Origin of the sequence: Ancylobacter lacus (assembly GCF_018390635.1) — a bacterium.
GTDB classification, from domain to species: domain Bacteria; phylum Pseudomonadota; class Alphaproteobacteria; order Rhizobiales; family Xanthobacteraceae; genus Ancylobacter; species Ancylobacter lacus.
Window position 1 is genome coordinate 1 of the sequence record NZ_JAHBGE010000070.1, and the last position, 15,219, is coordinate 15,219.

At 60.3% G+C, this 15,219-nt stretch carries 15 protein-coding genes and 1 pseudogene; 10 read left to right on the plus strand and 6 right to left on the minus strand.

All coding sequences use genetic code 11. The features are described from left to right. Positions 1 to 522: 522 nt before the first annotated feature. A complete protein-coding gene (locus KHC27_RS17040; protein WP_213340599.1) occupies positions 523 to 1,278 on the minus strand; it encodes a LacI family DNA-binding transcriptional regulator in 756 nt (251 codons plus the stop codon). Between the two features lie 31 nt (positions 1,279 to 1,309). On the opposite strand from KHC27_RS17040, the gene KHC27_RS17045 reads away from it, so the two are divergent. The 3 genes from KHC27_RS17045 to KHC27_RS17055 all read left to right on the plus strand — a co-directional run bounded on the left by KHC27_RS17045 (position 1,310) and on the right by KHC27_RS17055 (position 2,599). Next, positions 1,310 to 1,693 carry a hypothetical protein gene (locus KHC27_RS17045; protein WP_213340600.1) on the plus strand — a complete coding sequence of 128 codons (384 nt, stop codon included), beginning with the start codon at positions 1,310 to 1,312 and terminating at the stop codon, positions 1,691 to 1,693. 173 nt (positions 1,694 to 1,866) lie between these two features. Beyond that, entirely contained in the window at positions 1,867 to 2,106 is a 240-nt protein-coding gene (locus KHC27_RS17050) for a hypothetical protein (RefSeq protein WP_213340601.1), read from the plus strand. A 226-nt stretch (positions 2,107 to 2,332) separates the two neighbouring features. Further along, the gene (locus KHC27_RS17055; protein WP_213340602.1) at positions 2,333 to 2,599 is read left to right on the plus strand and encodes a hypothetical protein; all 267 of its coding nucleotides are present in this window, start codon (positions 2,333 to 2,335) and stop codon (positions 2,597 to 2,599) included. On the opposite strand, the gene KHC27_RS17060 is transcribed toward KHC27_RS17055, so the two are convergent. The 3 genes and pseudogenes from KHC27_RS17060 to KHC27_RS21760 form a co-directional block, all read right to left on the minus strand. After that, positions 2,571 to 4,718 carry a putative bifunctional diguanylate cyclase/phosphodiesterase gene (locus tag KHC27_RS17060; protein WP_213340603.1) on the minus strand — a complete coding sequence of 716 codons (2,148 nt, stop codon included), beginning with the start codon at positions 4,716 to 4,718 and terminating at the stop codon, positions 2,571 to 2,573. The two genes, KHC27_RS17055 and KHC27_RS17060, sit on opposite strands and share 29 nt — an antisense overlap. A gap of 627 nt (positions 4,719 to 5,345) precedes the next feature. After that, on the minus strand, positions 5,346 to 6,377 hold the full coding sequence (locus tag KHC27_RS17065) for an MFS transporter (protein ID WP_246520035.1): 1,032 nt from the start codon (positions 6,375 to 6,377) through the stop codon (positions 5,346 to 5,348). Positions 6,378 to 6,410: 33 nt separating this feature from the next. Continuing rightward, positions 6,411 to 6,917, minus strand: a pseudogene (locus KHC27_RS21760) (LysR family transcriptional regulator); the annotation flags it as partial. Between the two features lie 170 nt (positions 6,918 to 7,087). Between KHC27_RS21760 and KHC27_RS17070 the strand changes: the two are divergent. The 5 genes from KHC27_RS17070 (at position 7,088) to KHC27_RS17090 (ending at position 11,801) form a co-directional block, all read left to right on the plus strand. Further along, entirely contained in the window at positions 7,088 to 8,611 is a 1,524-nt protein-coding gene (locus KHC27_RS17070) for an MFS transporter (protein ID WP_213340605.1), read from the plus strand. 463 nt (positions 8,612 to 9,074) lie between these two features. Beyond that, the gene (locus KHC27_RS17075; RefSeq protein ID WP_213340606.1) at positions 9,075 to 9,284 is read left to right on the plus strand and encodes a hypothetical protein; all 210 of its coding nucleotides are present in this window, start codon (positions 9,075 to 9,077) and stop codon (positions 9,282 to 9,284) included. 103 nt (positions 9,285 to 9,387) lie between these two features. After that, positions 9,388 to 9,711, plus strand: coding sequence for a type II toxin-antitoxin system HigB family toxin (locus tag KHC27_RS17080; RefSeq protein ID WP_213340607.1), 324 nt, complete (start codon positions 9,388 to 9,390; stop codon positions 9,709 to 9,711). After that, positions 9,701 to 10,081 carry a helix-turn-helix domain-containing protein gene (locus KHC27_RS17085; protein WP_213340608.1) on the plus strand — a complete coding sequence of 127 codons (381 nt, stop codon included), beginning with the start codon at positions 9,701 to 9,703 and terminating at the stop codon, positions 10,079 to 10,081. The genes KHC27_RS17080 and KHC27_RS17085 overlap by 11 nt, the downstream gene beginning before the upstream one ends. 13 nt (positions 10,082 to 10,094) lie before the next feature. Continuing rightward, positions 10,095 to 11,801 (plus strand): recombinase family protein, encoded by a 1,707-nt coding sequence (locus tag KHC27_RS17090; protein ID WP_213340609.1) that lies wholly within the window; start codon positions 10,095 to 10,097, stop codon positions 11,799 to 11,801. 11 nt (positions 11,802 to 11,812) lie between these two features. Here the strand turns inward: KHC27_RS17090 and KHC27_RS17095 are convergent, their stop codons facing one another. Then, the gene (locus tag KHC27_RS17095) at positions 11,813 to 12,028 is read right to left on the minus strand and encodes a LysR substrate-binding domain-containing protein (RefSeq protein WP_246520033.1); all 216 of its coding nucleotides are present in this window, start codon (positions 12,026 to 12,028) and stop codon (positions 11,813 to 11,815) included. Positions 12,029 to 12,044: 16 nt separating this feature from the next. Here KHC27_RS17095 and KHC27_RS17100 point away from each other — a divergent pair, with 16 nt between their 5' ends. Then, entirely contained in the window at positions 12,045 to 12,977 is a 933-nt protein-coding gene (locus KHC27_RS17100; protein ID WP_213340611.1) for a serine hydrolase domain-containing protein, read from the plus strand. On the opposite strand, the gene KHC27_RS17105 is transcribed toward KHC27_RS17100, so the two are convergent. Continuing rightward, the gene (locus KHC27_RS17105) at positions 12,968 to 13,828 is read right to left on the minus strand and encodes a LysR family transcriptional regulator (RefSeq protein ID WP_246520034.1); all 861 of its coding nucleotides are present in this window, start codon (positions 13,826 to 13,828) and stop codon (positions 12,968 to 12,970) included. The genes KHC27_RS17100 and KHC27_RS17105 overlap by 10 nt on opposite strands. Positions 13,829 to 13,978: 150 nt before the next feature. On the opposite strand from KHC27_RS17105, the gene KHC27_RS17110 reads away from it, so the two are divergent. Continuing rightward, on the plus strand, positions 13,979 to 15,160 hold the full coding sequence (locus KHC27_RS17110; RefSeq protein ID WP_213340613.1) for an MFS transporter: 1,182 nt from the start codon (positions 13,979 to 13,981) through the stop codon (positions 15,158 to 15,160). The last annotated feature ends 59 nt before the right edge of the window (positions 15,161 to 15,219 follow it).

Below are 15,219 nucleotides of genomic sequence, written 5' to 3' on the forward strand. Positions count from 1 at the left end.
CGATTCCGCAAGCCTTCGCAGCTATTTGCCGGGATTCTACGGAGTCGGGGTATATCATAAAAAAATATGAAATAATTGATCTATCAACACAGTTAACTCTGAGTTATAATCAGACAGATGAAGCATAAGTATCCGATTTAAACGGCAGCAGTGTGGATCTTTACACCTTTTTAAGGTAATTGGAACAGCAGATATTACAAGAAATATCTGCATTCCACACGCCAACACAAAAAAATAATATGCTCTATCACGAGATACAAGCGAGCACGTGTCACTCCGCTTTCATCATGTGTCGACTGCGAACAAGAACACGGCGAATTTGTATGGCAGCTGACCCCGGGCTACCCATGCCGCTCCCCCGCCCGACCGGACTTAATGTCGCTGAAGGCTCGACGTATCATACAACATGATGGCCAGTCAGGAGAGAATGGTCGCTGCCGCAATCACCGCAACGGCCCATTGAGCCTCAAGGACCTGGCCCCTGACTGCCAACGGATTCGGCCAATGGATTTGAGCTTACATTCACGCCGGAAGTCGCCCACAGGAACGGCGGGTTATCAAGTCGCAATCGAAACGCAGAGTTCCGGGCGCTAAGTATTTGTCGGCCTCGAGATGCGCGGCCAGAAGCTCCCCGATCGCACCGGCGATCCTGTCGAGCGGCTGCTGAATGACGGTCAGCGGGTGTTCGCGGAGCCGGAAAGCGACGCTGTCGTCGAAGCCTATGAGAGAAATGTCATCGGGAACGCGCAAACCCCGATCCGCCAACAGTTGGAGAGCCCCGAATGTCATGCCGGCGCTCGACGAAAACAGCGCGGTTGGCTTCTGCGGGCCGTCGAGAAGGTCTGACAGTGCCGCATAGGCGAGGCTCGGTCGCCATGAACCAGCCCCGACCAGGCGGTCATCGACGGCGAGCCCGCGGCCCGCCATGGCCTGATGGTAACCCTCAAGGCGCTCGCGCGCGGTGGACTGACTGAGGTCACCGCTCAGAACAGCAATTCGTGAATGACCGAGATCGATGAGATGACCGACAGCTCGCCGCGCCGCGTCGCGGTTGTTGACGAACACTCGCTGCATCGGCACGCCTTCAATATCGTTGTTAAAGCAGATGATCGGCAAGCCACGATCGGCGAGGCGGACGAGTTTGTCTCGGAGACAATCGGCACCGCTCAACACGAGTGCCGCGACCCGTTGTCCGGTGAAAAAGTCCAACGCCTGATCCATCACGTCCGGCTTCTGACCATGGCAATAGGTCAGCAGCGCTCGGCCCTGTTCGTGCAAGATCGCCGATATCCGTACCCGCGTCGAGACCGTGCTGCGTCGCGAGCCGCATTTTCCTCCCGAAACCATCGATGCGGCGCTTGACCTCGGACTCAGAGGCGGTCGAGATGCCCGTGACGGGAGATCGCCGCTCTATTCCATGGCGATCGATGGCTTCTCGCATGAAAATCCACCGCAACCCGGCATCACCATTCCCTGGGGGCAATTCTCCACCGTCGAGCTCTTCTCCGACGGCTATCCGGGCCAACCGTCGGGCGCTACCATCGCTGACTGGGAGGCACTGATCGATGCCGCCAATCGGGAAGATCCGCGCCGGCTCGGCCGCTTCGCCGCCGTCAAGGGCGTAATCCCCGGCGGCAGCCACGACGATCGGAGCCTGATCATCGTGCGTCATTGGGCAAGGCCCAGGATCTGAAGCGGCGTCTCCGATCAGGCAGAGCGTCGCATCCACAAGAGCATAATGCCGAACGGCCAAGCCAGCACCGGGACCATATGGGCGGCGGCAACGCCACTGTCGAGCGAGACGGGGACAGATGCGGGTGGCCGTTCTCCATGTTGCGCGCAGTGGCAGATGTTGGTGAGATCGCGATGCTCGCTGATATCAAGAAGGTCCTCGGTCCCCATTTCGCCGCGATCCCCGTCACGGATGGGACCATCGAGGTCTTCCGCCGCAGCATGGTTCGCAGCGCCGACCTGGAACAAGCGGGAGCGACCCGGCGCGCCGAAACGATGGCTCAGCGCCGCAGCATGATGTATGCGACGGCCGATGCCTTCGAGCATGCGATCGGCAGCGTCGTCGGTTCGATCACCTCCGCTGCGGTCGAGTAGCGGGTAACGCCCGGAACCCTGTCCGGGTCCGCTGCGCGCTTGATCGGCAAGACGCGCGATGTTGCCGGCGCTGCCCATCTGGCATCCGACAACGTGATGACCGTCGCCAGCGCGAGCGAGGAACCTGAGTGCGGCGTTCGGCGAGATCGCGCGGCAGACGAAAGCACACCGGATTACTCTTGTTGGACGATGCGTTGAGAGGATGTTGGACCAGAGTCCCACGGCCATGTCGGAAGAGCCGGAGCACATAATTGACACCAGGCTGATCCCTCTGCTGAAGCCGGAGAAAACGACGCTCCGGCAAACGGCGGCAGGCTCCAACACGTGCCGTCGCGTCGATCTGCATGGCCGTCCAAGTTGCGGTTTCCACATCAACGAACAGGGTGCCGCCAGCCGGCAGGGCTTCTCGTTCCGCGCGGTCGACCAACCTTCCCGGCATCATCTCGTCAGGATTGGCGTCTGGATCAATCTCGGTTCGATGGCGGCGGCGTGACCCGCGCCGATATGATCTGCCGGACCTCGTCTGCCGACATAGGGCGACCGAGCAGGAACCCTTGAGCCTCGGTGCACCCATGCCGATGTAGATGCTCGAGCTGTTCGGCCGATTCAACTCCTTCCGCCGTTACCGTCATGCCGAGCTTTCGTCCTAGGTCGATGATGGTATCGAGTATGACACCGGCTTTGGCTTGCGGCTGCGAAGGATCGAATTGTCCGAGAAAGCCGCGGTCGATCTTGAGTTTATCGATCGGAAAGTTGCCGAGATAGCTGAGGCTGGAATAGCCGTGGCCGAAGTCATCCAGGGCGATGCGGATGCCGAGTGCTTTCCAGTTGTTGAGCACTGCCTCGGTTTGCTGTTTTCCGTCGAGAAACACCGTTTCGGTAACCTCCAGCTCCAGTCGACCCGGTCGCAAGCCGGTACGCATCAGTGTCTCGCAAAGCTTCAGCGAAAAACGGACGGCGTGGACCTGAAGCGGCGATACGTTGATAGCGACGCCGAGGTCGTCCGGCCAACGCATCGCCTCCGAGCAAGCCGTTTCGAGCACCCATTCGCCGAATTCCTCGATGAGCCCGTGCTCCTCGAGCATTGGAATGAATATGTCGGGCGGCACCGATCCGCGCGTCGGATGCATCCAGCGCGCCAAGGCCTCGAAGCCATTGAGCCGCCTTGTCCCGATCGAGAACTGCGGCTGGTAGAGGAGCGTGAATTCGCGCCTGTACAACGCATTGCGTATGTCCTCTAAGAGGCGGAGCCGGTCGAGAGTCGCCGTCTTGAGGCCTGGGGTGAAGACCCGACTGGCGCCGCCTTTCACCTTTTTGGCCTCGTACATAGCGGAATCGGCATCGGTCAGGATTGTAGCGATGTCAGCGGCGGCGCCACAACGGTGGGCGATACCGATGCTCGCACCGATGCGCAAAACCATACCGTCGTGCGCCATCGGTTCGGCCAGAACGGCGATAAACCGGTCTCCCGCCGCCACCATTTCTTCCGGCGTGAAGGGCGCTTCGAAGAGAACGACGAATTCGTCACCACCGATCCGTGCCACGGCTCCGCCATCAGTCGCAGAGGACCGGGACAGGCGGTCGGCGACAGTCTTCAGGACGTGATCGCCCCAGTCGTGGCCATAGGTGTCGTTGACCCATTTGAACTCGTCGAGATCGACCAGAAACGCGGTGACCCCGGCCAGCGTCCCATCGGCGACCTGCCGCGTCAGACTTCCAAGGAGATCGCGCAGATGGGCGCGATTGTAGAGACCGGTGAGCGAGTCGCGAAACGCCAGATCGTGGAGTTCCCTCTCTCGCTCTCTCAGCCGCATTTCGGTCGCCACCTGTTCCGTGATGTCGATCCGCCGCGACATCGTCGCCCCGGTCGTCGAGCGGCTGCGGGTATAGATATAGGTCCGACCGCGGATCGTCTGGATCTCGCGCTGCTGCCCGACCAGGGTCGCCGAGAGACGAGCTCGTTGAGCGAGATAAGCCTCTGGATCGCATTGCGCCAGGGGATCCTCGATCACGCCAGCATTGAGATCGAGGCGGTAGAGATCAAGATGGTTCATCCCGAGAAGTTCGGATCGATCAGGATAGTGCTGAAAGATCCGGTGATAGGCATCGTTCGTAAAGACGATGCCCTCAGTCTCGTCGTAAAAAGAGATTGCCTCTTCGCTCTGTTCGAGCGCCTCAAGGACCAGTTGGCAGCGCCGCATCTCGGGGAGCTTTGCCAATGCCTCGGCAGCGAGGCGGGCTAAATCGAAGAGGTATCGCCGCTCGAGCGATGTCAGACGCGCGGCGATGACCACGATCCCGCCGACGACGCGCTTCTCACTCTCCAGGCGCGAAGTCGTAACATCCGTGGCAACATGGTCGTGGCGGGCGAAGGCCTCGGGAAGGGAGCCACCAGCGAGCCATGCCTCGACCTCGTCGACCGTCGCCTCGACCGATTCGGGTCCGAGGTGAGCAACGTGGTGGGCGGAGCGGCTATGGCCGATTACCCAACCGTCGAGGCCGACGGGACCTGCCACTGCTGTGCAGGCTTCGTATAGGACAGTGAATATCTCGGCTTCAGAAGCTGCTTTCTGGAGACGGAGAGAAGCATTGATCACCGACTCGATCTCCATCGACTCGGACGTTTCTTGCCTCATTCGTTCGCTCCGATAAACGCGTAGCTTCTATGGCTGGATACACGCCATAGGTTAATTTTTGCCAAGTGATTATTCAACTTCTCATGGAAAATGTGTGTAACATTATGTATTTTCATTTTAATTGCGCGAAATTATGAGCAATGATGGCAAATCATGCTATGTTTATTTCGCGGAAAATAGAGGACATTATATTCCTATATGCGAAATACATTACAAAATGCGAAATTTTAATTGTCATTACCCATGACAATATTCCATAATCCGGAAATTTTGCTTCAAGAGAGCCGTTCGGTGAGCTCTCTTTCTGGATGTAGAGCATTTTCTTCCCCTCGGGAAAAACGCGCCGTCGGGTATTGCCTGTCGAGCCGCGACCGATAGGGATGATCGCTGCATTCACTCGATCCCACTATTGACGTTGCCCCCGGCACCACCTGCCGCCCCTTAGCCGCATCGAGCGGCCTGACGCTGGTCCAAGGGTCGTGCCCCCATAGTCCCCGCCCTCGAACCTCCCGATCCGCCCGTCGTCAGGAATTTAAGCGAGCACGATGAAATCCCCGACCAAAAGAAGGTCCGCTACTGGCCAAAGGCATGCACCAATTTCATTTATCGCAGCTTTTGCGCCATCCAACCGACCGCCACCCCGCCGAGACAAAGAAAGAATGTCAGCCCAATTATGCCAGTGCTCCCGTATTTGCCGAGCGCCATAGCGAATACCGGTGGTCCGAGGGTTGAACCGAGATTTCCAAGTTGGGCGATCGCCCCGTTCGCTTGAGCCTGCTCATCGGGGCTGCGGGTTACATGCGGAATGGTTGCAAAGGTTGCGCCCTGCACAAGCCCGGAGAAGAGGAGCAAGCTCATCGCTGCGCAGACAAAGACGTAATCTGAGGAAACAGTCGTTGCCACCGCAACGGAAAGACCGGCTACGACCATGTAGGCGATCACGACGAGTGTCTGCGGCGACATGAGATATTGCGCGATGATACCGGCGAGAAACGTTCCCCCGGTGCTCGCCAGCGGCAGCGCAACGAGAAGGAGGCTTGTAACATCCGGGTGAGTGGTCAGGCGCGGAACGAACGTCAGCAGGGCAATATACATCGAGGTGTGAAACAGAAAGATCGCGCCGGGAAGAACCGTTCGCGGGTTTCTGTAAACCGCGAGGTTTTCCTTAAAGAAATGCCCGAACGTCGCCTGTTCGACCGACCTCATTGCTGCTTGCTTGGTCGCGGGGAGACGTAAAGCGCAAAGCGCGAATATCGCCATGAAGGCGGCATGACCGACAAAGAGTGAAGGCAAACCCGAGTGCTTGATCACGAGGGGGCCGATCCAGCCCATCAGGCCGAATGCGACGCCAAAGAACGTACCCCATATCGCCATGGTAATCGATCGATGTCGGCGTGCGCTGACAAAAGCCATCATCGTCGGAGCGGCGACGACTATCCCCAGATGAGAAACACCTTCCGCGAACCGACTGAACAGTAACACCGGAAATGGAGGGAGAAACGACTGAAGAAGGCTGAGGGACGCCCCCACAATCAAACAGCCGACAAGAACGCGACGATATCCGGTGCGTCCAGCCAGAACGCCCGCACTGACGCCCAGGACGAGACCCACGAAGCCGACAATGGACAACGCCAACCCGATCTGAGTGGCGTCAACATCATAGTGGCTCTGGAGTTCGGTAAACCACCCGAAATGCTCCGGTCCAAGCACTTCCCCATCGCGCCGGTCATCGTCGCTGCGTACGATTATCGCATCAAGTGATCCCTGTTCATATGCATCAAGCAGCGCGCGTGAATTGTCGACCAGCACCTCGACGGTCAAACAGGGATCGAGAGATTTGAGCTTCGCCAGCAGGGTTGGAACTTCCGGCCCCATGACGTGGGCGGCAATACCGAGGCGGAAGCGCCGACGCTCCATTGTGAGGGCGGCAAGCGCGCGCTCGTGAGCGGCCAGAAACTCTCTTGCGGAAGGCAGGAAGGTTTCGCCCTGCGCGGACATGCGGACCTGTCTCGGGGTGCGCTCGATCAGCTTTTTGCCCAAACGATCTTCCAGACGTTTGAGCTTCACGCTGACCGCGCCTTGCGTCGAACCAAGAGCCTCCGCCGCACGGGTGAAGCTCTGAAGGTCCGCGATCATCACAAAGGCGCGGACGGCTTCGATCTCAAGCGTGTCCATTCTATCTATCCGATTTTGTCATCACTGAAATATCCGGTCATACGATTGCATAATGAGCAGCGCAACTGCAACTTTGCAAGCGAACAATATCGTCGCGCGGAGTGATCCGGGTTAAGCACACGGCTGTCGGGATAGTCCGCCTTGCGACGCAGATAACAGCAAGGCAAATCATGACTCCCGTATCCTCATCCAGAAATCACTTTGCATTGGTCGCCGTCTGTCTGTCGGCGCTCATGCTCGGACTCGAAATAACCTCCGTCCCGTCCATCCTGCCTACGCTCGAAAGCCTGCTGCCTGCCGACTTCCGGCAACTGCAATGGATCATGAACGCCTATACCATCACCATGTGCGCGGTCTTGATGGCGATGGGCGCTTTGGGAGATCGATTTGGCCGCAAGCGCATTTTCATGTCCGGAATCGCTGTTTTCGCGATGGCGTCGCTCATTTGCGGACTGGCGATCAATGCGCCGCTTCTGATCGCAGCGCGCTTTCTTCAAGGGCTCAGCGCGGCGGCCATGCTCGCCTGTCAGGTCGCCGTCCTGTCGCACCAGTTCCGCAACGGAGCGGAACGCGGCAAGGCGTTTGGCTGGTGGGGCATCGTCTTCGGGGTCGGTCTCGGTTTCGGTCCGATTGTCGGCGGCGCGATCATCACCCTTGCGAGCTGGCAGTGGGTGTTTCTGATCCACGGTTTCATCGCGGTTGTGACGTTGCTCTGCGCGCTGAAGGGGGTCGAGGAATCGTCGGACCCGAACGCGATCCGTATCGACTTCGCTGGCATGACGACGCTGTCGCTCGCGGTGTTCGGCGTCGTCTATCTGATCACACAGGGCCAGACGCTGGGGCTTACAAGCCCTCTGGTGCTGACAATTCTCGCTCTCAGTATCGTCAGTTTCCTCCTGTTCGTGTTGATCGAGAACCGCATCGCGCGGCCGATGTTCGACTTCAGCGCATTTCGTGTCCGCAAGTTTTCCGGCGCGCTTCTGGGGTCGAGCGGCATGAATTTCAGCTTCTGGCCTTTCGTGATCTACCTGCCGATCTACCTGAAAGGCGTGCTCGGCTACGACGCGATCACGGCGGGCTTGACCGTGCTCGCCTACACCTTGCCGACAATCGTGGTGCCGCCCCTTGCGGAGCGGCTGCTCCTGCGCCGCGGACCGGGCTTTGTCATTCCCCTCGGTCTTCTGACCATCGGCGCGGGCTTCGCCGTTCTCCATGTCGCCATCACCAGCGGCAACGCACATTGGCAGACGCTTCTTCCCGGCTGCATCCTCGCGGGGATCGGTCTCGGGCTGACCAATACGCCTGTCACCAATACTGCCACCGCAGCCGTACCGCCGGAAAGAGCAGGCATGGCGTCGGGCATGGACATGAGTGCGAGAATGATTTCGCTGGCGGTCAATATCGCGCTCATGGGGTTCATTCTGCTGACCGGCGTATCCGCCTATCTCGTGCGGGCGCTGCCGGATGTTCCCTCCGACGTTACGCTTCGGGCGCTGGCGGATGTGGTATCGGCCGGGAATCTCTCCGCCGCCGAAAACTTCGGCTTCCCGGTCGCCACGGCGCGCGATGCGCTTGCGCACGGCATAGGCTGGGTCACGCTATACGCAGCGACATGCGCCTGTGGCCTGTCGGCGCTCAGCTTCCTCGCCTTCGGAAGAAGGAAGGCGATGCGGGCGGACGCCTCTTCCCGCTGATGAAAACGGACTTTGGCAAAGGTGCAGAGATGAAGATTGGAATCATTGGTGCCGAGGAAGGCCCCTTGCTGCTCCCAAAGCAAGCGGAATTGGATGATCTGTCTATATGGACGTCAATATAGACTGTGTTACGGCCGTGCGTAACAGCGTCAGGCCAAAATGCACAAAACCGAGTGCTTTCCACTTAAGAAAGGCGATAGGATTGTTCGCAGTGAAAAAAGATAATCACCGTCCACCAGTTCGACGTGGGGGAACTCGCTCCAGTCGATCGGTAACGGAGGCAAACATTGCTGAGATCGTCACTAAACTGCTGTCTGCCGTCTCCCCACAATGGGCGTCCGAGCCATCCTATTTCTTCGATGCAGCCGCCGATTACCGTCCAGTGTTATCGTCGGTATTTTCATAAGCGCCCGGCTGCGTTTTCATCGTCCGAGCCGATTTCCGGCGCGGATTTTATTGAGCGATGACAGCGAGGCAGGACAAGATCAGGATTGCGGTCTTCGGCCCCGCCGATGTCGCGGAAATGGCTGAAAGCTCGCGCAGCCTATCGAGCGATACCGTGCTTCAACTCGCCAGATTGATCGGTCGTCAGATCGCCCGCGAGCAACACGAGCGTGAGAGAGCGAAAGAACAGCAGCAGCGCCGCCCCATCAACAGCGACGAGCAGCAGTAGACTGCACTGTTGCATCAACTCGAACACCCGGCAGGGATTTCCCCGTCGGGCCGTTGGCGTATTCCGCTTGAGACCATTACGGTCTCATGTTATAGGTGAGCACATGAGGATCATCGCCCGCCGCACCTTGCGCGAATTTGTCGATAGCCTTGCGGGTCAGAAGGACAGGCAAGCCGTCAAGGCCGCGCTCGAAGCATGGTTTGATGAAGTCAGCAAGGCGGCCTGGTCGAGCACCGCCGATGTGAAGCGGCTCTATGCAACAGCGAGTATCGTCAATGCAGAGCGGATCGTATTCAACATCAAGGGTAACGATTACCGCCTCGTCGTCGCCGTTGATTTCGAGAAGGGCATCGTCTGGGTCAAATGGATTGGCACACACGAGGCTTATGATATGATCGACGTCACGGAGGTCGAACATGACAAGTGACCTGAAGCCTATTCGCAATGAGGCGGATTACGAGACAGCGCTGGCCGAGGTAGAACACCTGTGGGGTGCCAAGAGTGGCACGCCGGAAGGCGACCGCCTCGACGTACTGGCGACCCTGATCGACGCCTATGAAGCGCGGCATCATCCGATCGATCCGCCTGATCCTATCGAGGCGATCCGTTTCCGTATGGAGCAGCAGGGTCTCACCCGCAAGGATCTGGAGCCGATGATCGGCCCCCGCAACCGGGTAGCGGATGTCCTGAACCGCAAACGGGGCCTGTCAATCGAGATGATCCGGCACCTGCATGAACGTCTTGGTATCTCAGCTGAGGTGCTGATCCGACCCAGCCGGATGGATAAGGTTGCCTGAAAGGATTGCCGCCATGACCCGCGTCGCGCTTTACGCCCGCTACTCCTCAGACAATCAACGCGACGCGTCGATCGAGGATCAGTTCCGCATCTGCCGCGAGCAGGCCAAACGCGAGGGCTGGCAGGTGGTCGGCGCCTATAAGGACGCGGGCATTTCCGGGTCGAGCATGATCCTGCGTCCCGGTATCCAAGCGCTACTGCAGGACGCTCAGACCGGGCAGTTCGACATTGTGTTGGCTGAGGCTCTCGATCGCGTCAGTCGCGACCAAGCCGATATCGCCACGCTGTTCAAACATCTCAAGTTCGCCGGTGTACCGATCGTCACGCTGGCTGAAGGCGAGATATCCGAACTGCATGTCGGCTTGAAGGGCACGATGAACGCCCTCTTCCTCAAAGACCTCGCACAAAAGACACACCGCGGTTTGCGCGGCCGGGTAGAAGACGGGAAGTCGGGCGGCGGTCTCTGCTACGGCTATCGCGTCGTGAAGAAGCTCGACGCGCGCGGTGAGCAGATTCGCGGGGACCGCGAGATCGATGCCCATCACGCCGAGGTCATCCGCCGCATCTTCCGCGACTTCGCCGCTGGCATCGGCCCACGCGCCATCGCCAAAGCGCTGAACGATCAGGGCATCGCCGGCCCAGACGGTAAGCTCTGGAACGACACAACAATCCGCGGCCACGTGAAGCGCGGCACCGGCATTATCAACAACGAACTCTATATCGGCCGGCTGGTGTGGAACCGGCAGCGCTACATCAAAGATCCCTCGACCGGCAAGCGGGTTTCCCGACTCAACCCGGAATCCGAATGGATCACGACGGACGTGCCCGAACTGCGGATCGTCGACGACGAATTGTGGCAGGCCACGAAGGCGCGTCAGAACGACATCGCCGAGAAGCACGTCAACCTGACCGAGGCGGTCCGCGAACACCACACACGCAACCGCCTCAATGGCGCACGTCGCCCGAAGTCGCTCCTGTCCGGCTTGATCTTCTGCGGCTGCTGCGGCGGTCCCTATTCGCTGCGCAGCGCCGATCGCTTCGCCTGCTCAAACCACATCAGCAATGGGTCTTGCTCGAACAGTCGGACGATCCCACGTGAGGAACTGGAGCACCGCGTTCTCTCTGGTCTCAAGGACCGCATGATGGCACCAGACGTGGCGGCCGAGGCGATGCGCGCCTATGCCGAAGAGATGAATCGGCTGAACCGCGAGCGTCGCTCGAATGGTGAAGCCTGGCGCACCGAGTTGGCGAAGGTCACAAAGCAAATCCGGGGCATCATCGAAGCGATCAAGGAAGGCATGTTCCAGCCGAGCATGAAAGCCGAGATGGATGCTCTCGAAGCTCGCAAAGCCGAGCTGACCGCCATGCTCGCCGATGTTCCGGCCGACGTGCCGGATCTTCTGCCAAGCGCGTCGGCCATCTATGCTAAGAAAGTCGGCCGGCTGACAGAGGCACTGAACCAGCCCGACCAGCGAGCAGAGGCGGCAGAAGCCCTGCGGTTGCTGATCGAGAAGATCGTACTGAAGCCAGGACCGAACAAGGGCGAGATCGACGCAGCTCTCTATGGCGAACTAGGCACAATTTTGAACTGGACCGATCGCCAAGCCATTGGCGGACTTACAAAAACAAACACTCCCGGAGCTGAGCTCTCGGGAGTGTCGGTATCGGTGGTTGCGGGGGCCAGCAACCATCTCAACTTGCTATTTCGGGCAGCGGCATAATGCCAACAGCGTCAGATAGTTATTCGATCTGCGAACAAATTCTCTGCCATGAAGTCGACGAAGACCCGGATTTTCGGGGCGAGCTGGCGGCTTGACGGCCAGAGGATGCGGAAGATGCCGGAATTGCTGAGTGCGCCGTCCATCACGCTCAGCAGCGTCCCGGCCTCGACCTGATCGCGGATGGCGAAGTCCGGCAGACAAGCTATGCCGAGACCGCGCTCGGCCATATAGACGAGCGGCTCGATGGCGCTGGTCGGACAGGGTCGCCTCGCGCTCGATACGCCGGTAACACGCTGGCTGCCCGATTTCCGGCCGGCATCGCCTGACGGCGGCATTTACGCCATCACAATCCGCCACCTGCTCAGCCACATGGCCGGGTTGAGTTACGGTTTCCTCGAACCGGCGGACGGCCCGTACACCCAAGCGGGTGTGTCCGACGGCATGGACATCGCCGATGTGACACTCGCCGAGAATGTCCGCAGGATCGGAACGGTGCCGCTTCTATTCGCGCCCGGAACAGCGTGGAACTATTCGTTGGCGACCGATGTGCTCGGGCTAGTCATCGAGCGTGCATCCGATCGGCCGCTCGCCGAAGCGGTGTGCGAACTGGTGACGGGACCGCTCGGGCTGACCGACACGGGTTTCGGCGTGGCCAATCCCGACCGACTGGCCGCCGGCTATGTCGATGACGGCGGTGCGCCGCGCCGGATGGCCGACCTCGAAATCATCCCGCTGCCGTTCATCGAAGGTTCGGAAGGATTGCGGATGTCGCTGATGCGCGCCTTCGACGAAAACGCTTATCCCTCCGGTGGCGCGGGTATGATCGGTTCGGCCGGCGATCTTCTCGCTGTCCTCGAAGCCCTGCGCAAAGGTGGAGCGCCGCTGCTCTCCGCATCACAGGTCGAGGCGATGATAAAGGACCAGACACCGGGCATGGACCTGCTGCCGTGGCCCGGGCGCGGCTTCGGCCTCGGTTTTACGATCCTACGCGATTCCGTTGCCGCCAATTCCCCGGAGTCGGTCGGGACATGGCGAATGGGCGGCGCCTATGGCCATTCGTGGTTCGCCGATCGTGCGAATGGATTGACGGTTGTCGCCTTCACCAACGCCGGATTGGAAGGCCAATCGCCCGGCGGCCGGTTCCCAGACGAGCTGACGCAGGCGGTCTATGGATGACCGCGCCGCGCCATGAAAGCCGATCTGCGCAGGCTGGCGAGGAAGTGGTCCATCGCCGCCCCGATGGCGGGATTGGCCCGACCCCGCACATAGAGGCCGTACTGGACAATGAGCGGGGCCGGCAGCCCGGCCGAGGCCGGAATCGCCCGCATGGTTTCAGGGCGGACGCATTCAGCCATCATCAGCGCAACGCCAAGACCGTTCTCCACGCCGGCCTGGATCGCGGCAATGCTCTGGCTGGTCAAGGTCACGCGGTAGTCCCGTCCGCAGTCCGCGAGCGCCTCCACCATGCGCCGCCGCCACAAGCATGGTTCCGCATAGACGATGATGTCGAGCGGTCGCGCCGGCGCTGGATCGCTGTCAATCCCGCCAACCCAGAGCAGTTCGACGTCCCAGGTCTCGGCCGCATCCCCGGCGAAGGACGAACAGGTTGCGATGGCGAGATCGAGATCGCCCTCCCGCCAGCGATCGGCGATCGCGATGCTGTGGTCCACCACGACGACGAAGGTCAGGTCAGGCCGGGCGCGACGAAGCCGCCCCAGCGCCTCCGGCAGGGTGCCGATGGCGATTTCCTCGGCAAGACCGATACGAACGGGATCGCTGGCGCAGCAGTCGCCGAGACGCGCCACCGCCTCCTCGCCGAGCAGCAGCAGCCGCGTTGCGAAGCTGAGGAAAAGTTCGCCTTCCGCGGTCGGAATGACGCCGCGGCCCGTGCGGTGCAGCAGGCGCTTGCCGAGCACATCTTCCAGCCGCCGCATCTGCATACTGAGCGCAGATTGCGCCCGCCCCGCCTGTTCAGCGGCGCGACTGAGACTGCCCAGCCGACAGACCAGGACATAGGCGCGCAGCAAATCGGGGGTGAGAGCGTCGGATATCATCTCTTCATGATTTCTGATTTCATTGATATCAATCTACCATCATATCAAGGCCAGCGCTACCTTTTGAGAACCGACCAATCATTGTTCTCATGAGGTTCCATGCTTCGCTCAAGACCCGCCCAAATGCCTGCCTTGTTGTCCATGATGGTCGGGGGATTTGCGATCGGCACCACCGAATATGCCAGTGTCGGCGTCCTGCCACAGATTGCCGATGATTTCGCAATCAACATGGCGCGCGCCGGATTGGTCGTCAGCTTCTATGCGATTGGGGTCAGCATCGGGTCTCCGGTACTTGCAGCCCTGACGGGCGGTGTTTCACGCAAGACGTTGATGCTCGCGATCATGGCCGTGTTCGTACTCGCCAACGCCACCGCGGCGTTAAGCGCGAATTACGACATGCTGCTGATCGCGCGCGTCGTCTCGGCTTTGCCGCATGGCATTTTCTTCGGTGTGGGCGCGGCGATCGCGGCAAGCTTCGTTTCGGAAGACCGCAGGGCCTCGGCCGTCGCCATGGTGTTTGGCGGGCTGACGATCGCGGTCGCCGCGGGCGTGCCGCTCGCCACCGTCATCGGGCAGCGCCTGGGGTGGCCGATGTCCTATTGGTTCGTTGCGGCGGTGGGCCTCGTCTCACTGGTGGCGATGGCCGCGACCTTGCCCAAAGAGATCGACATCGCACCAGCCGGACGCCTGATCGACCAGCTCAAGGTGCTCGGAAGCGGGCGTTTGTTGCTGGCGTTCGGCATGAACTTTTGTGCTTGGGGCGGCACCTTCGTCGCCTTCGCCTATCTCCCCAGCATTCTCGCGGAGATCACCGGTTTCGGCCCGAACGGCGTGGCCTGGATGTTGGCGCTCTACGGCGTGTCCGTGATCGTCGGCAATGTCCTCGGCGGGCTGGTGTCCGGCAAGGCGCTGGTGCCGGTGCTGGCGTTGATGCTCGGCACGCAGGCGGCGGTGCTGCTGATCTTCACCTTCACGGCATCTTCCATGATTGGTTCGATCCTGACGCTCGGTGGACTGGGGGCGCTGATGTTCTGCAATGTTCCAGGGCTGGCCCTTTACGTGGTGCAACTCGCCCACCGTTCCCGGCCCGGCAATGTCGATATCGCCTCCACCATCAACGTCTCCGCCGCCAATGCCGGTATCGCGCTTGGTGCTTTGATCGGCGGGACCGTCGCCGACTCCCGCCTCGGTCTGGGCGCTACGCCCTGGGTCGGTGCGATCATGGTCGGTTGCGGCTTGCTCTTGACCTTGTGGAGCGGCTATCTCGACCGGCGTGACGGCCACAGAAGCGAAATGGCGGGCTGATGGGCTGTAAGCGTCGTCCCGGCGGCACCTTCATAGGTTGGGCGTGAAAGCGCAGTCTG